Source organism: Pseudomonas sp. PB101, from assembly GCF_009764265.1.
GTDB lineage: Bacteria > Pseudomonadota > Gammaproteobacteria > Pseudomonadales > Pseudomonadaceae > Aquipseudomonas.
The window spans coordinates 1-18,403 of sequence record NZ_RWIR01000031.1 but is presented as its reverse complement, the minus strand read 5'-3'; the positions used below and the strand labels follow the sequence as shown (position 1 = coordinate 18,403).

Below are 18,403 nucleotides of genomic sequence, written 5' to 3'. Positions count from 1 at the left end.
CTTATTGAGGAATCGGAATGTTGACGCCTTCCTTCTGCAGATCCTCGCGAACCGACTGGAACTTCTGATACTTGGACAGTTCGATCGGCCCGTCATAGGTCATGCTTTGCATCTTGCGTGGCGGATACTTGATGTAGGTCTGCATGAGCTTGTTGATCGCCTGACTGATCGGCACCATGGTCCAGGTACGCTCGGTGACGTTACTCATGAAAATGTCATAGCGCTCCTGTGGGTCTTGATACAGATCGAAGATCTGCGGCACCGTCGCCACGTACTTGGTCGCGCCTTTCCAGCCCAGGTTGGTGTCCACGGCCAGGCCGCCAGTCGGTACACCATCGTCGCCGCGCAGGTTGAACACGGCTTTGTAGTTGCCCACACGAGCAGCCCCCGGCGACAACTCGTTTTCAGTGAAGTAGAACCATTCTTTACGCGGGTCGGGACCCGTGCCGGTGATCACCGGGGTCATGTCGTAGCTGTCGAAGTAGATTGGCTGGCCTTCACGATCCTTCTCCGGCAACTTGATGCCGGCCACCGAGGCGAAGGTCGCCATCAGGTCGAGCCCGCCGAGAATGTCGTGGTTCTTGAAATTGGGCTTGATTTTGCCAGGCCAGGTCATGATCGCCGGAACCCGGTTGCCGCCCTCGCGCACGGTACCCTTGGTGCCACGGAAAGGCGTGTAGCCGGCATCCGGGTAAACGTCCTGCCACGCGCCGTTGTCGGTGGTGTAGACCACCAGCGTGTTCTTATCCAGGCCCAGCGCCTTGAGCTTGTCCATGATATGGCCGATGCGCGTATCCAGTTCGACCACCGAATCGGCGTACTTGGTCTTGGATATCGACTTGTGGACGAACTCCGGTGCCGGCAGGTTCGGCTGGTGCACTTTCATGAAGTTGACGTTGATGAAAAACGGCTTGTCGGACTTGGCGGCGGTGTCGAGGAACTCCAGTGCGGCCTTCTCGACATAGCTGTCGAAGAAAGGAATGCCGACCACGCCGGGTTTGCCGTCGATGACAGGCGTATCGACATACTGGCCGTTGATCTTGAACTCTTCGACGGGTTTCTCCCCGGCCTTGCCCGAGAGTGCGCCCTTGGTCACCTGGGCAAACATCGCGCGGGTTTCCGGGTCCATGTCGGGGAACCAGGTCGGGTCCGCGTAGGTGTAGGCATTGAGGTGATAGAGGCCGACGTACTTCATCACGTCATAGCCCTGGGCATTGGGCATGGCGTAATCGGCTTCGCCCAAGTGCCACTTGCCGGTGAAGTAGGTCTCGTAACCGCCGGTCTTGAGCACTGAAGCCAGCGTCCACTCGGCGGCTGGCAAGCCACCGCCCTGGCCCTGGAAGGCCACGGTGGTCATGCCGCTGCGATTGGGGATGCGCCCGGTCTGCATGGCGGCCCGGCCGGGTGTGCAGCTCGGTTGGGCATAGAAGGAGTAGAAGGTTGTACCTTCAGCGGCCAGTTGGTCGATGCTGGGGGTCGGCATGCCGCGGCCGACACCGCCACCATACGGCCCCAGGTCGCCGTAACCGGTATCGTCGGAAACGATGAACAGGATGTTGGGCTTTTCCGTTTGTGCAGCCTGGGCAATGCCGTTAAGCGCAATCAACAATGAGCAGCCAACGTAAAACCTGAAGCGATGCGGGAGCCTTTTCATGGTGACCTTCCTTTATCCGGATGGGTTCCGGTGGCTGGCTACTCATCCTGCAAGTACGCAACTACCGGACCCTGGTGAGTGATCCCCCAAACAATGTGCCTGGAAAGTTCAAGGAAGACTGCCGACCAAATAATGGAACTCCCCTACTACTCAAGGCGCTCGCAATAGCCTAGTACGTTATTTTCATGGCGCACCGCGCAGGCGATGCCATTAAAAGTCATTCGTCGCTTTCACAGCGCCATTAAAACCGCCGATAACACCCGTGATTGGACTTTCGATTTGCTCAATTGCGAGGCACTTCTATATTGAGGGGGTGCTCTGAACTTCCTGCCTTCTGTTGAGCTTGACCTATGGCAACTACTGATCAACTGATCATCTGCGAGCACTGCGACAGCGTTTACCAGAAAGTATCGCTCGCCAAACATCAGAAAACCCTGTGCACGCGCTGCGGTGGCGTGCTTCAGCGTTATAACGGCCTCACGGTGGAACAACGTCTGGCGTTGACCTTCACAGCGTTGATGCTTTGGCTGTTCGCCAATTTCTATCCCGTGATGAGCATCAGCCTCAAAGGCCTGAAAAACAGTGCGACCCTGTGGGATTCGGTACTGGCCCTGAGCCTGGGACCTATCACCTTCATCGCCATGGTCGCGGCGATCGCCATGATCATCGCGCCGATCTTCCAGTTGTTGCTGCTGATCTGGGTGCTGGGCTTCGCCCTCGCCGGGCAACGCTCGCCGGGGTTCAAACTGTGCATGCGCTGGCTGGAAGCCTTGCGGCCCTGGAGCATGCTCGAAGTCTGCCTGCTGGGCGCGATGGTCGCGGTGATCAAACTCGCCGGCCTGCTCGATGTGCTGCCCGGCATAGGGTTGTTTGCCCTGGCTGCGCTGAGCCTGATGATGATCCGCATCGCCGGGCGCGACATCCGCGAACTATGGGACATCGTATGAGCACGCCTCCGTACGCCGACGAGCTCAACCTGTGCCTGTGCCACAGTTGCGGGCTGGCCTGCGACATCACCGACGACCCTCACGAATGCGAGCGTTGCGGTGCGCCGCTGCACCGGCGCAAAACCAATGCGCTGACCCGCACCTGGGCCTACATGCTCGCGGCCCTGGTGTTTTACATCCCGGCCAACCTGCTGCCGGTGATGAACACCAAGATGGTCGGCAACGGCGCCGACAGCACGATCATCGGTGGCGTGCTGGAGTTCTGGGAAGCCGGCGCCTGGGACATCGCCCTGATCATTTTCATCGCCAGTATCGCGGTGCCGGGCATCAAGTTCGTCGCCCTCACCCTCCTGCTGGTCACCGTGCAACGCGACAGCGAGTGGGCACGCGTAGAGCGCTCGAAGCTGTACCGGTTCGTCGAAGTCATCGGCTACTGGTCGATGCTCGATGTGATAGTGGTGGCCCTGGTTGCTTCCCTGGTGAAATTCCAGGCCCTGGCCGACATCGAGCCGCGCGCGGGCATTCTGTTTTTTGGTCTGGTGGTGGTGTTCACCATGCTCTCGGCAATGAGTTTCGATCCCCGCATGATCTGGGATAAAGAACGGGAAAACCCACACAATGAGGAGGTCACGGATGAAGTCACAAGCCACTGACGGGCCGCAAGCCCCCGGGCAGGCGCCGATCAAGACCGGCCGTTTCAGCGTTTCGCTGGTCTGGATCGTGCCGATCGTTGCGGTACTGGTGGGTATTTCGCTGGTGGTTCACAGCATTCTGCAGCAAGGCCCGGTCATCGTTGTCACGTTCAAGACCGGGAGCGGCCTGACCGCGAATAAAACCGAGGTCAAATACCGCAATGTCGTGATCGGTCATGTCTCCGACGTGCAGTTGAGCGGCGACCAGAAGAGCGTCAACGCCACCATCAAGCTGGAAAAGCAGGCCGAAAGCTTTACCCGTGAAGATTCGCAGTTCTGGGTCGTGCGGCCGCGCATTGGCGCTGGCGGTGTGTCCGGTATCGACACGCTGCTGTCGGGCGATTACATCGGTGCCGATATCGGCCAGGCCAACGCCCGGGCAAAAAACTTCACCGGGCTGGAGAATCCGCCCCCCATCACCTATGGCGAGCCGGGCAAGCGCTTCACCCTGTTCACCCAGGATCTGGGCTCGCTGGATATCGGCTCTCCGGTTTACTTCCGCAAGATCCCGGTGGGTCAGGTGGTCGCCTACGCACTGGACCCGGATGGCAAAGGCGTGAACATCGAGTTGTTCATCCATGCACCCAATGACAAGTACGTCACCGAAAACACCCGTTTCTGGAACGCCAGCGGCATTGACGTGAACGTCGGCGCCAACGGTTTCGCGGTCAAGACCGAATCGCTGTCGGCCTTGCTGGTGGGTGGCATCGCCTTCCGCGCGCCAGACTACAGCCCTGGCGACAAACCTGCGGCAGCCGAATACGCCTACGAACTGTTCGACGACCAGCAGACCGCCCTCGCCCCGCCAAACGGCAAGCCGCAGTACCTGGCCATGCGTTTCGACCAGGCAATGCGCGGGCTCAAGGTGGATGCCCCGGTGGAATTCCTCGGCGTGGAAATCGGCAAGGTGGTGTCGGTCAACCTGGATTTCGACGAGAAAAAACGCTCCTTTCCGGTCAACGTCGGCATCGTGATTTACCCGCAACGCCTGGGCCAGGCCCATCTCAAGATGCTCAAGGCGCTCAATCATGACCCCAATGACGAAGCCGGGAGCGTGCGTCTGATCGGCACCTTCATCGACAACGGCCTGCGCGCCCAGGCGCGCACCGGCAACATCCTGACCGGCCAGTTGTACATCTCTCTGGACTTCTACCCCAAGGCGGAAAAGGTCGCATTCGATGCAAGCGCCCGCCCGGTCGTCATTCCAACCATTCCGGGCAGCCTGGAGCAATTGCAGGAAAAACTCGAAGCCATGGTCGACAAGATCAACAAACTGCCGATCGAGCGCATTGCCGGCAATCTGGACGGCAATCTCGTCGAACTGCGCAAAGGCATGATGCAATTCAACGGCAAGATCCTGCCGGGCGTACAGACCACCCTGTCGGACTTCAGCAAAACCCTGGAAACGGCCAATACGACCCTGCAATCAGCCAGTTCGACCCTGGCCGATGACTCGCCACAGCGGGAAAAACTGGGGCAGACCCTGGACGAACTGGGACGCACGTCGAGATCCTTGCGTGACCTTTCGGATTACCTGGGAAGGCATCCGGAATCGCTGATCCGCGGCCGTCCGAACAATGCCGCGCCCCTGGATCTGCAAGGGCCACCGCGCAATTGAACACAGGAGCAACACCCATGGCTTTTCCGTTGAAGTTCACACTGCTCACCGCGTTGTTGCTGCTCGCCGCCTGCCGCAGTGACCCGATTCAGTTCCACACCCTGACCCCGACACAGGTGGGCGATCATTCAAGGACCACCGTCGGGGTGATTCAGATCGAGACGCTCAGCGTGCCGCCCCAGGTCGATCGCGCGCAGATCGTCGTGCGCGAGGGCAATAGCGGCCTGGCGATTCTCGAGACCCATTGGTGGGGCGCCACGCTGGTGGATGAATTGCGCAGTGCCCTGGCCGATCAACTGAGCAACAGCCCCGTACAGGGCAAGCATTCGGTACGGGTCGATGTGCAGCGTTTTGACTCGGTCCCCGGTCAATACGCGTTGATGGACGTGAAATGGCGCCTGCGCAGCGCCGACACCGGCGACAAGGCCCGGGTGATTTGCCGCAGCACCCTGCAAACGCCGGCAGGCGCGAGCATCGATGAGCTGGTGCTTGCCCAGCAAAACAACATCAAACGCCTGGCCGCGATGATCAGCCAGGCGGCCACCCGACCCCAGGCGAGCTGCCCTTCGTCCTGAATGACCCTTCCCCTCGCGGATCGACGGCGACACGTTCGCCGTTGATCTGGCGAACAGCCGAGGCCAACGGCACATTCTGAGCGACTAGTCGAAACACAGTGGCCGCAGTGCTGCTAATCTGAATGAAAATTACATGTATTAGCGGTTTTTTTGACGTTATTTTCTCATTTGGATCTCTACATTCCCTGCAATCCAAAACATGCAAACGATTCGCATTGGTTAACTGGCGTTTCAATGCGCATGACTTTCAAGAAATGCATCAGGAGCAGCCCGCAGAATGATTCCCAAAATCCCTTCGTTCTTGAAAAAAGCCCTGCTGGCCACCGCTTTGCTGAGCGCTGGCCAGGTCTATGCCGCTGACACCGTCGGCATCGTGGTGTACAACGCCCAACACGAAGGCCTGACCAAGGCCTGGGTCGAGGGTTTCACCCAGGAGACCGGTATTCCCGTGACCTTGCGCAACGGCGATGACACCGAGATGGGCAATCAGATCGTGCAGGAAGGCGCGGCTTCTCCGGCGGATGTATTCCTGACCGAAAACTCCCCGGCCATGGTGCTCGTCGACAACGCGGGGCTGTTCGCCCCTGTCGACAAAACCACGCAGGAGCAGGTCGACCCGGCCTATCGTCCGGCCCATGGCAAATGGGTCGGGATCGCCGCGCGCTCCACGGTGTTTGTCTACAACCCGAGCAAGCTGTCGGAAACCAATCTGCCGAAATCGATCATGGACCTGGCCGACCCAAGCTGGAAAGGTCGCTGGGGCGCGTCGCCAGGCGGTGCCGACTTCCAGGCCATCGTCGCTGCCATCCTGCAACAGAAAGGTGAGACCGCCACGCTCGATTGGCTCAAGGGGATGAAAGCCAACTACACCAGCTACCGTGGCAACAGCTCGGTACTCAAAGCGGTGAATGCCGGGCAGATCGAAAGCGGAGTGATCTACCACTATTACAGCCTGGTCGATCAGTCCAAGACTGGCGAAAACAGCAAGAACACCGCCCTGCACTATTTCAAGCACAAGGATCCGGGCGCTTTTGTCAGCATCTCCGGTGGCGGCGTCCTTGCTTCCAGCAAGCACAACGAACAGGCCCAGGCGTTCCTCAAGTACATCACCGGCAAGGACGGCCAGGCCATCCTCAAGAACGGCAAGTCGTTTGAATACGCCGTGGGCAAAGGTGCTGAATCCAACCCTAAACTGGTGCCTCTGAATCAACTCGATGCGCCGACTGTCGATGCTTCGAAACTCGACAGTAAAAAAGCCGTGGAGCTGATGACACAGGCCGGACTGCTCTAAATTGATGCCTGAAACCCTGCCTGCGGACGTCGCCGAGGCGACACCCGCCAATATGCGTCGACGATCGCGCGGACTATTCGCCGGGCGTGGCGGCGTATGGGTGATCGGTTTGTCGGTGCTGGTTTCGTTACTGGCACTGCTACCGATCGCTTACGTTATCGGCGTGTCCCTGCAGACAGGCTGGTCAACCGTCGTGGCCCTGGTGTTCCGCCCCCGGGTCGGTGAACTGCTGGTCAACACCGTGTTGCTGGTGCTGCTGACGATTCCCTTGTGCGTGGCACTGGGGGTGACGCTGGCGTGGCTCACGGAGCGCACGAATCTGCCGGGACGGCGCTGGTGGTCGTTGCTGGCCACCGCCCCGCTGGCCGTGCCTGCGTTCGTTCACAGCTACGCCTGGGTCAGCCTGGTGCCACCGATCCATGGCTTGTTTGCCGGCGTGCTGGTCTCGGTCATCGCCTACTTCCCGTTCCTGTATTTGCCGGTGGCGGCCACGTTGCGCCGACTCGACCCGGCCATCGAAGACGTCGCCGAATCCATGGGGCTCAAACCCTGGAAAGTGTTTTTTCGCGTGGTGCTGCCGCAATTGCGCCTGGCGATCTGTGGCGGCGCGTTGTTGGTCGGCCTGCACCTGCTGGCCGAATATGGCCTGTACGCGATGATCCGTTTCGACACCTTTACCACCGCGATCTTCGATCAGTTCAAATCGACCTTCAACGGCGCAGCGGCGCACATGCTCGCCAGTGTGCTGGCGCTGTGTTGCCTGGCGATGTTGACGGCCGAATCCGCCGCCCGGGGCTCGGCGCGTTATGCGCGCGTCGGTTCGGGCAGCGCCCGGGAGCAACGGGTGGTATGCCTGAAACCGGCATCCACCCTGCTCTCTCTGACCCTGCAGATCGTGACCTGCGCCCTGGCCCTGGGCGTGCCCCTGATCACCCTGGGTAAATGGCTGATCGCCGGCGGCGTGGAAGTCTGGGACATGGCCGAGCTGTTGCCGGCCCTGGAGCAAACCCTGCTGCTCGGAATCGCCGGCGCGGCGCTGACCACCTGTGCGGCGATCCCGATTGCCTGGCTGTCGATCCGCTACCCCGGCCGCCTGCAACGGGTGCTGGAAAGCTGCAACTACATCACCAGTTCCTTGCCCGGGATCATCGTGGCGCTGGCGCTGGTGACCGTCACCATCCATTTTGCCCGGCCGATCTACCAGACCACCATCACCGTGCTCCTGGCCTACCTGCTGATGTTCCTGCCCCGCGCCCTGGTGAGCCTGCGCGCCGGCATTGCCCAGGCCCCGGTGGAACTGGAAAACATGGCCCGCAGCCTGGGCCGTTCGCCGGCCCGGGCCTTGTGGCTGATCACCTTGCGCCTGGCCGCGCCCGGGGCTGCCGCCGGCGCGGCGCTGGTGTTCCTGGCGATCACCAACGAATTGACCGCCACCCTGCTGCTGGCCCCGAACGGCACGCGCACCCTGGCCACCGGATTCTGGGCCTTGACCAGCGAAATCGATTACGCCGCCGCTGCGCCCTACGCCTTGTTGATGGTTGTGCTGTCGCTGCCGCTGACCGGACTTCTTTATCACCAATCGAAAAAAACGGCTGGCCGATGAACACTCTAGAACTGAATGCCCTCTACAAGTCCTATGGCGCCTACTGCGCCCTGGACAACATCAGCCTGTCGGTGCCGAGCGGCAGTCGCACGGTCATCGTCGGCCCGTCCGGCTCGGGCAAAACCACCTTGCTGCGGATGATTGCCGGCTTCGAATTCCCCGATTCCGGGCGTCTTTCGCTCAACGGCCAGACCCTGGTCGACGGCACCCACGAAGTACCGGCGCATCAACGCCTGATCGGCTATGTGCCGCAGGACGGCGCCCTGTTCCCGCACATGACCGTGGCGGCGAACATCGGCTTCGGTTTGTCGATCAAGGGCACGGAAAAACAACAGCGCGTCGCCGAACTGATGGACAGCGTGGCGCTGGACGCGAAGATGGCCGGGCGCTGGCCGCACGAATTGTCCGGTGGCCAGCAACAGCGAGTGGCCCTGGCCCGGGCACTGGCGCAACAGCCACGGCTGATGCTGCTGGACGAGCCGTTCTCGGCGCTCGATACCGGATTGCGCGCCGCCATGCGCAAGATGGTTGCGCGGCTGCTGGAAGACGCAGGCGTCACCACCATCCTGGTCACCCACGACCAGAGTGAAGCCCTGTCGTTCGCCGACCAGCTGGCGGTGATGCGTCACGGCCGACTGGTGCAGTCAGGGCATCCGCTGGACCTTTACCGCTATCCCGAAGACGAGCAGACCGCGCTGTTCCTGGGGGATGCCGTGGTCATGCCGGCACGCATCGAGGCCGGTTGGGCGCATTGCGACCTGGGGCGGATTCCGGTCAACAACCACCGCAACAACAGCGCGGCGCAGATCATGCTGCGCCCCGAGCAGCTGCAACTGGCCAGTGTCCTGCCCAGCGACCCGGACGGCACTGGCTGCCGGGCCGTGGTCACTGATCGGGACTTCAGCGGCAACACTTGCACGCTGACGGTCGAACTCCAGTCATTGACCCCTCGCGATCAACCGGGCCGATCATTGCTGGTGCGCAGCTCAGGCATGTATGCACCACCGGCCGGCAGCGCGGTCCAGGTCTCGACCATTGGCCACGCCCATGTGCTGAGCGAGCTGTAGTCGTTCACAGATCGAATCGATCCACCGCCCGACGTCGCTCGTTGTCATCGCGCACATCGTAGTTGGCCGTGGTCTGGATGTTGCTGTGATGGGCCAGTTTCTGCGCAATCGACAAGTCATGCTCTTCGATCACCCGGGTAATGAATGAACGCCGGAAGTCGTGGGGCATGATTTTCACCCCGACCTGCGCCCCGCGTTGCCGGGCAATGTAGTAGATCGCATGTTTGGTGATGCGCTCACGGGTGATGTGGCTGCCCCGGCGGATGCGGTTGAACAGGAACGGGTCGTCCGACTCGCCTTCCTTGAGCAGCGAACGGCGCAGTTCCAGCCAGGCTTGCAGTTTGGCGAAGGCCCAGGACGGTGCGTATTTGATCAACTGCTTGTTGCCCTTGGCAGTCACCCGCAGGCTGCGCTCGCTGAAATCGACCTGGCTGAGTTCCAGGTTCACCGATTCGGATTTGCGCATGCCCGAACCGTACAGAATCCCGATGATCGCCGCATCGCGCAGGCCTTGCGGCCGCGGATCGGCGGCACAGACCGCCATCAATTCCTGGATCAGCGTGCGCCTGAGATTGCGCCCCTGGGACAGCCGTGTCCCGGCAATGCCCTTCACCGAGCGCATCTTCAACAGGTGCTCCTGAGAAATCAGGCTCATGCGCCACGCTTCGTTCATCACCCCGCGCACCGCGTTGACGTACAGCGAAGAGGTGTTCGGCGCGTAGCCGTCTGTGCGCAAAGTGGCCACCAGCGCAATCACGTCCTCGGGCTGCAGGTTGTGCCAGGGGATCTCCTCGATATCGTGATCTTCGAAACCCAGGCGGTCGGCGGCATCCTGCAGCACATAACGCATGGTCAGTTGGCTGGACGGCGCCAGTCGCGCCAGATACAGGGTCAGCGGATTGGTCAGGGACGTGCGTGAATCAGTTGCAGGTAAGTCAATCAAACGAAACAGCCTTGAAGGTAAACAGTTCAGTGAAACAGGCAGGAAGTGAAATTACGCAAATGTAAAAGACATTGCCCCTGCTGGACTTTTCGCAAGTCGGCGCAGCCCGAATGGACGTGCAACCTGCCGGCCATAGCGAAAAAAGTCAACCGATACGCCCCCCAGTGGTTCTTTCAAGCGATAGCCGAATTGAAACATGGCCCTGCCTATCCTGCGTCACCGAACCAGTCCGTGCGCCCTAACAAAGGAGTGTCCAATGAAGATCAGCGTATTTGGTAGCGGCTATGTTGGCCTGGTGCAAGCAGCGGTACTGGCGGAAGTCGGCCATGACGTGGTCTGCATGGACGTTGACGAGAAAAAGGTCGAGCTGCTGCAACAGGGCCACGTGAGCATTTTCGAACCAGGGCTCGCCAGCCTGGTGCGCGAAGGCCTGGACGCCAGGCGGTTGCAGTTCACCAGCGAGGAAAAATTTGCCGTCCAGCACGGCCAGGTGCTGTTCATCGCGGTCGGCACCCCGTCCCGGGACGATGGCTCGGCAGACTTGCGCTACGTGATGTCGGTGGGCGAAGCGGTTGCCCGGCATCGCGAACAGCCGGCGATCCTGGTGGAGAAATCCACTGTCCCGGTCGGCACCGGCGACGCCTTGCGCGCGCACATCGACAAATGCCTGCTCAGCGCCGGGCGTCTTTTGCAGTTCGATATCGTCTCCAACCCGGAGTTCTTGAAAGAAGGTTCGGCCGTGACCGACTGCCGCCGCCCGGACCGTATCGTCGTCGGCTGCGAACGCGAAGAAGTGCGCGAAGTGATGCGCGACCTGTACTCGCCCTTCAACCGCAACCACGAACGCATCATGTTCATGGACCTGCGCAGCGCCGAACTGACCAAATACGCCGCCAACTGCATGCTGGCGACCAAGATCAGCTTCATCAACCAGATCGCCGAGCTCGCCGAACACCTGGGCGCCGACATCGAATCGGTGCGCCTGGGCATCGGTGCCGACTCGCGCATCGGCTACCACTTCATCTACCCCGGTTGCGGCTACGGGGGCTCATGCTTCCCCAAGGACATGCGCGCCCTGATCCACAGCGCCGAACAGGCCCATTGCTCCAGTGACCTGCTGCAAGCGGTGGAAGCCATCAACGAGCGGCAGAAACACAAGCTGTTCGAACGCATCAACGCGTTCTACCGGGGCGATTTGCGTGGCAGGACCTTTGCCGTCTGGGGCCTGGCATTCAAACCCAATACCGACGACGTGCGCGATGCCCCGAGCCGGGTATTGCTGGAGTCGTTGTGGGCCGCCGGGGCGAATGTCCGCGCATTCGATCCCGAAGCCATGCAGGAAACCCAGAAGCTCTATCCCGATGAATCGAAGCTGATGCTCATGGGTACGCCCGAGTCAGTCCTGTCCGGCGCCGATGCGTTGATCATCTGCACCGAATGGCAACAGTTCAAGGCGCCGGACTTCGAGCTCATCCGCCAGCGACTCAGCGCACCGGTGATCTTCGATGGTCGCAACCTGTACGACGCAGACCGCCTGGCACGCATCGGCTTCACCTACTTCCCGATCGGCCGGGGCGAATCGCGCAAGTTGCCGATGCCTTACCAGCAATGGTTCGCCGAATCCGTGGTGGCCTGAGCCGCATGTCCCCCGACCTGCGCCGACAGTCCCGCGTGCCGGGCCTGTCGGCGGGCATCGCCAGTCAATTTCGTCGCAACAAGCGAGTGTCCGACTGCTAGAGTAGCGCTCACGATTGGCCTGATACCGGCCCGATCGAATAAGGACATTCACGCCGTGACCGCCTACTCCCCGCTCATCCGCCGCCTGCTGATCTGCTCGCTGACCATCGTCGTCAGCCGCGCCATCACCAGCCCTTTGCTGACGCTGTTCGTCAGCGACAAGCTTGGCCTCAACCAACAGGATGTCGGCTTGCTGCTCGGCATTGCGGTGTTCGTCGCCACCCTGCTCTCCCTCTATGGCGGCTACATCATCGACCGCTTCGAAAAACGCCGGTTGCTGGTGCTGTCGATGGCGTCCAGCGCGGTCGGCCTGGTGTTGCTGACCTTTGCCGACAACCTCTACCTGACAACGCTCACCCTGATCGTCACCGAAACAGCCTCGGCGCTGTTCCTGATCGGTTCCAAGGCGATCCTCAGCGACAACCTGCCCGTGGGTCAGCGGGCCAAGGCGTTTTCCCTGAGCTATACGCTGACCAACATTGGCTACGCCGTCGGGCCGATGATTGGCGTGCTGATCGCCGGGGTCTTTGCCAGTGCGCCGTTCCTGATCGCGGCGGCTATCGCTTTTTTCAGCATGTTCCTGATGACCGGCATTCCCGCAGGCCCGGCCAGTGCACCTGCAACCGCTCAAGCGCAGAGTTTTCTCAAGACCCTGATCACCCTGAAAAACGACCGGACCCTGATCATGTTCACCGCCGGTTGCCTGCTCAGCACGGTGGTGCACGGGCGCTTCACGTTCTACCTGTCGCAGTACCTGCTGGCGACCAGCGACGCCAAACACACCATGGACGTCATGGCCGCCCTGCTGGCCTGCAACGCCATCAGCGTGATCCTGTTGCAATACCAGGTCGGGCGTTTTCTCAAGCGCGAGCAACTGCGCCAGTGGATCGTCGCCGGCACCGGCCTGTTCATCCTCGGGCTGATCGGCTTCAGCCTCGCGGACAACCTGGTGAGCTGGTGCGTGGCGATGTTCATCTTCACCCTCGGTGAAATCATCATTTACCCGGCCGAGTTTCTCTTCGTCGATACCCTGGCGCCCGAAGAGCTGCGCGGCAGCTACTACGGCGCGCAAAACCTGGCGGCCCTTGGCGGGGCGTTGAGCCCGGTGATCTGCGGCTTCATGTTGATGCACACCCCGGCCCCGACGATGTTTTATGCCTTGAGTGCACTCGCCGCCGTCGGGGGTTTGTTGTGCTACATGAGCGGTCGACGGGGCCATATAAAGCAAAATTAATGCACTGAAAGCTCATTAATATGAATTTGTCAGTAGCTGGATTGAACGGCACACTGTGCCTGTTCCTCCCCCAACAGTTGGAACACCTTCAAGGGCTTTCTGGGTTTCCCAGCTAAGCCCTTTTTTTACCTCGATTTTTTCTGCCGGAGTTTGCCTCAGTATGCTCGCCCGCTGGTTGCCCGCCGCCATCAACACCCGCCCCACCGAATGGAGCCGCGCCGCCATCGGCATGGCCCTGGGAACGCTGGTCAGCGTGTGGCTGTGTGGCCAGGTGTTCGGCATCGAGGTGGCCCAGCACCTGATCGGCCCGCTGGGGGCGTCGGCGGTGCTGTTGTTTGCCGTGTCTTCGGGAGCGCTCGCCCAGCCCTGGTCGATCCTGGGTGGCTACTTGTGCGCCGGGGTGATTGCACTGCTGGTGGCCCATGTGTTGGGGCGAACCCTGGGCAGCGCTTGCCTGGCGGCAGGCATGGCGTTGTTGCTGATGTGCTGGCTGCGCTGCCTGCATCCACCGGCCGGGGCATTGGCCCTGACGCTGGTGCTGGCCGATCCGGCGACCATCGCCATGGACTGGAAAGCTATCGAGCCGGTGATGCTCGGCGCCGCGACGATGCTGCTCTGCGCCCTGGCCTACAACAACCTGACCCGCGTTCGTTACCCCAAGAGTGCCAGCGAACCGGTGGCCAGGATTCCTGCCGATCACCCACCGGTCGACCGTCAGGCCATCACCGCCGAAGACCTGAAACTGGCGCTGGCCGATATGGAGGCGTTCTATGACGTCACACCCGAGGACCTCGAACAGTTGATCCAGGCCAGCCAATTGCACGCCAAACGCCGCAGTGTCGGCGAGGTGCTCGCTCAACGATTGTAAGTCGCTGTTCTGGAGGTTCTTTTGCCGTGGCCGGGCGATTCTGGCATCCTGCGCCTCCATTTTCTGACCCGGCCCGCCTTCTGGCACGCAAACCACCATGACCGCCTCCGAAAAAGCCCCCGCTCCACGCCACAACGACTTGATCTACGGCCTCGATGACCGCCCGCACCTGACCGCCACCGTCTTCGCCGCCCTGCAGCATGTGCTGGCGAGTTTCGTCGGCATCATCACCCCGACGCTGATCATGGGCAGCGCCCTGGGCCTGCAAAGCGAAATCCCTTATCTGATCAGCATGGCGCTGTTCGTCTCCGGCCTGGGCACCTTCGTGCAGGCGCGGCGCTTTGGCCCGGTGGGTTCGGGCCTGTTGTGCCTGCAGGGCACCAGCTTCTCGTTCATCAGTGTGATTCTCAGTGCCGGCTTCATGGTCAAGGCCCGGGGCGGCGGCACCGACGAGATCCTCTCGACCATCTTCGGCGTGTGTTTTTTTGCCGCGTTCATTGAAGTGGTGTTGAGCCAGTTCATCGGCAAGCTGCGCATGTTGATCACCCCGGTGGTGACCGGGACGATCATCACGCTGATGGGATTGTCGCTGATCAAGGTGGCCATGACCGACATCGCCGGCGGCTTCGGCGCGCCGGACCTGGGGGCCGCCAGTCACCTGGCCCTGGCCGCGCTGGTGCTGGGCACCATCGTGGTGTTGAACCGGGTGGACGTGCCGTTTCTGCGCCTGGGCGCGATTGTCATCGGCCTGACCCTGGGTTACGGGGTGGCCTGGCTCATGGGCCAGGTGGATTTCAACAGCCTGCCCGACGTCCCGCTGGTGAGCGTGCCGGTGCCGTTCAAGTACGGGTTCAACTTCGATTGGGTGGCGTTCATTCCGGTGGCGGTGATTTTCCTCGTTTCGCCGCTGGAGGCCGCCGGTGACCTGACGGCCAACTCGATGATCTCCCGGCAACCGGTCAAAGGCCCGTTGTACATTCGCCGGATCAAGTCCGGCCTGCTCGCCGACGGCCTCAACTCGGCCATGGCCGCGGTGTTCAACAGCATGCCGATGGTGACCTTCGCCCAGAACAACGGGGTGATCCAGCTTACGGGCGTGGCCAGCCGCTACGTGGCGTTTTTCATTGCCGGCTTGCTGGTGGTGCTCGGCCTGTTCCCGATGATCGGCGCGGTCCTGCAACTGATGCCCAAACCGGTGTTGGGCGGCGCGGAGCTGGTGATGTTCGGCACCGTCGCCGTGGCCGGGATCAAGATTCTCGCCGAGGCCGGCCTGCATCGGCGCAACATGCTGATCGTGGCGATCTCCCTCGGCATGGGCCTGGGTGTCGCCGCCGTGCCGGAAGTCTTGCGTGAACTGCCCAAGGCGCTGCACAACATTTTCGAATCGCCCATCACCGTCGGCGCGCTGTGCGCTATCGTTCTTAATATCTTCCTGCCCGAGGAGTTCATCGAGCTGGAAGAAGACGAATTCGATCCGGAAGCCTCCGTGCTTCAGGTGATGCAGAACCCCGATGTGACCGCCAGGGATGAACCCGCGAAGGCTGCGGTGGTCGCACCGTAAACCGCTGGACGAGCTCAGGGGCTGAGCCGCTGGCGGTTCAGCCCTTTTCAGATGAGAGCACGTCCATGCGCAGCGTCCACGCGGTCCTGATTTCCCTCCTGCTCTGCCTGAGCGCCTGTTCATCGCTGCCCAATCGGGATCCGTTGAAAATCAACGTCGTGGGTATCGAACCCCTGCGGGGTGAAGGCATGGAAGTGCGCTTTACCGTGAGAATCCGCGTGCAGAACCCCAACGACTACAGCCTCACCTACAGCGGCGTCGCCCTGGACCTGGACATCAACGGCCAGCCATTCGCCTCCGGCGTCACCGATGAGCGGGGCTCGATCGGGCGCTTTTCCGACACCGTCGTGAGTGTGCCGGTCAGCGTTTCGGCATTTTCGGTGATCCGCCAGACCTATGGCATCAGCCAGATGAAAACGCTCAACAACATGCCTTATGTCCTGCGCGGCAAACTCTCGGGCGGGGTGTTCAACACGAATCGTTTCGTGGACAGTGGCACCATCAATCTGCCGGCGCCGACCACTGGCAGTCGTTAAAGCCCGACCCAAGGAGCTACACCGCCAATGGAAGCCACCCCCACGCTCTACACCGAGCGCCTGATCCTGCGTCCGCTGGAACTGGCGGATGCCGACGCCATACAGCAACAGTTCCCGCACTGGGAAGTGGTGCGCTACCTCAACGCCCTGGTGCCATGGCCCTATCCGGCCGACGGTGCGTTGATGTACTTGCGTCACAACGCCCTGCCCGCTGTCGCCCGTGGCGAGGAGTGGCACTGGTCGATCCGCTTGAAATCGGCACCCGGGCAGTTGATCGGCAACATCAGCCTGATGAACGAACAGGACAACAATCGCGGTTTCTGGCTCGGTCCAAAGTGGCAAGGTTCGGGTCTGATGAGCGAAGCCAGCGCGGCTGTGACCGAGTACTGGTTCACCGTGCTGGGTCGCACGGTGTTGCGTGTGCCAAAAGCGACACCCAACATTGCCTCGCGCAGACTCTCCGAACGCACGGGCATGCGCCTGGTCGGTACGGATGAAGGTCGCTTTGTCGGCGGGGTCTTCCCGAAGGAAACCTGGGAAATCACCCGCGAAGAATGGTTGGCGCGCCGCTGAACTCACTCAACGTCATTGAGAATCAGGCTGCGGTAATGCCCCGGGTTTGACCCCGACCACTTGCGAAACGCCTTGTAGAACGAACTGACGTCGGCGAACCCGAGCCGTGTGGCGATTTCGCTGAAGCTGATCGCCGGCTCGGCCAGCCAGACAATCGCCAGCTCCTTGCGCACGCTGTCCTTGAGGCCTTGATAGGTTTGCCCTTCTTCGGCCAGCCGGCGGCGCAAGGTGGATGCCGACATGCACAGGCGTTGCGCCAGGGTTTCGGTTTCCGGCCAGTGTTCGGCCGACAGGTGGCGCAGGTCGTGTTTGATGCGACTGGCCAGGCTCTGCGGGTCGCGGTATTTCACCAGAATGTTCGCCGGCGCCAGGGCCAGGAAGCGCTTGAGCTCTTCGGGGCTGCGCTTGATCGGCAAGTCCAGGCAATCGGCGGAGAAAATCATCCGCGTGCGCGGCCGGTCGAAACGCAGGTTCTCGGAAAACATCACCTGGTAGTCGTCGCAGAAATCCGGTTTCGAACACCGCAGTTCAATGGCCAGAATCGGAATCCGCCGCCCTGCCAGCCAGCACGCAACGCCGTGCACGATCATCCAGTAGGTGAAATAGGTGAAGGCCCGGCGCGGGTCCTTGTCGTCCTCCAGCAGGACGATTTCCGCCAGGCTTTGCTGGCGCACCAACTGCGCTGGCAGCCTTTCAAGCATCAGCGACAGAAAGTCCAGGCCGCAGGTCAGTCCCGCCGCCACGTTGGGCTGGAGCATGGCCGTGCGACACAGGAAGGCAAAGCTGCCGGACTTGAGTTTGCGCGGGTCCATGCCAAAGAACTCGTCGTCCCCGCGCCGTGCCAGCAGGCGCCAGCACTTTGCATAGGTGGTGGCGGGCAAGCGGGCTTCGGTGCTGTCGAGCAACCTGGGGTCGATGCCGAGTTTGTGCAGGACTTCTGCGGTGGCGGCTCCCGGGGCGCAACTTTGCAGCAGTGCTTCACGCAGCAGTTGGGCGGAGATGGTGTCTTTTTCCGACATGGATCGCGGTAAGCCTTGTTCTTGTTCGGGTGGGGGGCATCTTAGCTGAAACCGCCTGCCTGCCGCTGATCCCCTGTGGGCTATGAAACCCTGTGGGAGCTGGCTTGCCAGCGATGACGGCCTGATGGCCGACTATTTTTCGTGAGTGTGGCGTACATATCCATTGCTACGGTCACGGCGACTATTGGGTCACTTGGAAAAGCCTGTAGGAGCTGGCTTGCCAGCGATGGCGGCCTTATGGCCGACTATTTTCCGTGACGTGTACATATCCGTTTCTGCGGTAACGGCCGCTTATGGTTCCGCTCTTACAGCGGGTCACTTTGAAAAGCCCAAAGTAACCAAAGGCTCTTGCCCCTTTCGTTCGGTGCCTCGCCTAGGCTCGGCATTCCCTCGCTCCGGTCCTGCTCCGTGGGCCCGCCGCCATCGGCCATCCATGGCCGGGGGCGGCTAACCCGGCATCCATGCCGGGTTGCCCACTGCGCAGA

16 protein-coding genes are annotated in these 18,403 nt (G+C 61.4%); 13 read left to right on the top strand and 3 right to left on the bottom strand.

Going from position 1 to position 18,403, the window contains the following annotated elements:
• Window position 1: 1 nt before the first annotated feature.
• Window positions 2-1,654 (bottom strand): arylsulfatase, encoded by a 1,653-nt coding sequence (locus tag EI969_RS09950; protein ID WP_160387454.1) that lies wholly within the window; start codon window positions 1,652-1,654, stop codon window positions 2-4.
• Between the two features lie 350 nt (window positions 1,655-2,004).
• Between EI969_RS09950 and EI969_RS09945 the strand changes: the two genes are divergently transcribed.
• The 7 genes from EI969_RS09945 to EI969_RS09915 all read left to right on the top strand — a co-directional run bounded on the left by EI969_RS09945 (window position 2,005) and on the right by EI969_RS09915 (window position 9,447).
• Entirely contained in the window at window positions 2,005-2,601 is a 597-nt protein-coding gene (locus EI969_RS09945) for a paraquat-inducible protein A (protein ID WP_160387453.1), read from the top strand.
• A complete protein-coding gene (locus EI969_RS09940) occupies window positions 2,598-3,254 on the top strand; it encodes a paraquat-inducible protein A (protein WP_160387451.1) in 657 nt (218 codons plus the stop codon). The genes EI969_RS09945 and EI969_RS09940 overlap by 4 nt, the downstream gene beginning before the upstream one ends.
• Entirely contained in the window at window positions 3,235-4,911 is a 1,677-nt protein-coding gene (locus tag EI969_RS09935; protein ID WP_160387449.1) for an intermembrane transport protein PqiB, read from the top strand. The genes EI969_RS09940 and EI969_RS09935 overlap by 20 nt, the downstream gene beginning before the upstream one ends.
• 17 nt (window positions 4,912-4,928) lie before the next feature.
• A complete protein-coding gene (locus EI969_RS09930) occupies window positions 4,929-5,486 on the top strand; it encodes a membrane integrity-associated transporter subunit PqiC (protein WP_160387447.1) in 558 nt (185 codons plus the stop codon).
• A gap of 277 nt (window positions 5,487-5,763) precedes the next feature.
• A complete protein-coding gene (locus EI969_RS09925; RefSeq protein ID WP_160387445.1) occupies window positions 5,764-6,777 on the top strand; it encodes an iron ABC transporter substrate-binding protein in 1,014 nt (337 codons plus the stop codon).
• A gap of 4 nt (window positions 6,778-6,781) precedes the next feature.
• A complete protein-coding gene (locus EI969_RS09920; protein ID WP_160387443.1) occupies window positions 6,782-8,380 on the top strand; it encodes an iron ABC transporter permease in 1,599 nt (532 codons plus the stop codon).
• Window positions 8,377-9,447 carry an ABC transporter ATP-binding protein gene (locus EI969_RS09915; protein WP_160387441.1) on the top strand — a complete coding sequence of 357 codons (1,071 nt, stop codon included), beginning with the start codon at window positions 8,377-8,379 and terminating at the stop codon, window positions 9,445-9,447. Before EI969_RS09920 ends, EI969_RS09915 begins: the two co-directional genes overlap by 4 nt.
• 4 nt (window positions 9,448-9,451) lie before the next feature.
• Here EI969_RS09915 and xerC read toward each other — a convergent pair whose 3' ends face one another.
• Complete coding sequence (xerC, locus tag EI969_RS09910; protein ID WP_160387440.1) at window positions 9,452-10,390, bottom strand: tyrosine recombinase XerC; 939 nt, start codon at window positions 10,388-10,390, stop codon at window positions 9,452-9,454.
• Between the two features lie 256 nt (window positions 10,391-10,646).
• On the opposite strand from xerC, the gene EI969_RS09905 reads away from it, so the two are divergent.
• The 6 genes from EI969_RS09905 (at window position 10,647) to EI969_RS09880 (ending at window position 16,899) form a co-directional block, all read left to right on the top strand.
• Window positions 10,647-12,026: a UDP-glucose/GDP-mannose dehydrogenase family protein gene (locus tag EI969_RS09905; RefSeq protein ID WP_160387438.1), complete on the top strand. Its 1,380-nt coding sequence runs from the start codon at window positions 10,647-10,649 to the stop codon at window positions 12,024-12,026.
• Window positions 12,027-12,182: 156 nt separating this feature from the next.
• Window positions 12,183-13,361 carry an MFS transporter gene (locus EI969_RS09900; protein WP_160387436.1) on the top strand — a complete coding sequence of 393 codons (1,179 nt, stop codon included), beginning with the start codon at window positions 12,183-12,185 and terminating at the stop codon, window positions 13,359-13,361.
• A gap of 160 nt (window positions 13,362-13,521) precedes the next feature.
• Entirely contained in the window at window positions 13,522-14,229 is a 708-nt protein-coding gene (locus tag EI969_RS09895) for an HPP family protein (RefSeq protein WP_160387434.1), read from the top strand.
• A gap of 97 nt (window positions 14,230-14,326) precedes the next feature.
• Window positions 14,327-15,790 carry a nucleobase:cation symporter-2 family protein gene (locus EI969_RS09890; RefSeq protein WP_160387432.1) on the top strand — a complete coding sequence of 488 codons (1,464 nt, stop codon included), beginning with the start codon at window positions 14,327-14,329 and terminating at the stop codon, window positions 15,788-15,790.
• Window positions 15,791-15,855: 65 nt separating this feature from the next.
• The gene (locus EI969_RS09885) at window positions 15,856-16,326 is read left to right on the top strand and encodes an LEA type 2 family protein (protein ID WP_160387430.1); all 471 of its coding nucleotides are present in this window, start codon (window positions 15,856-15,858) and stop codon (window positions 16,324-16,326) included.
• A gap of 27 nt (window positions 16,327-16,353) precedes the next feature.
• On the top strand, window positions 16,354-16,899 hold the full coding sequence (locus EI969_RS09880) for a GNAT family N-acetyltransferase (protein WP_160387428.1): 546 nt from the start codon (window positions 16,354-16,356) through the stop codon (window positions 16,897-16,899).
• 2 nt (window positions 16,900-16,901) lie between these two features.
• Here EI969_RS09880 and EI969_RS09875 read toward each other — a convergent pair whose 3' ends face one another.
• Window positions 16,902-17,918, bottom strand: coding sequence for an AraC family transcriptional regulator (locus tag EI969_RS09875; RefSeq protein ID WP_160387426.1), 1,017 nt, complete (start codon window positions 17,916-17,918; stop codon window positions 16,902-16,904).
• Window positions 17,919-18,403: the final 485 nt, after the last annotated feature.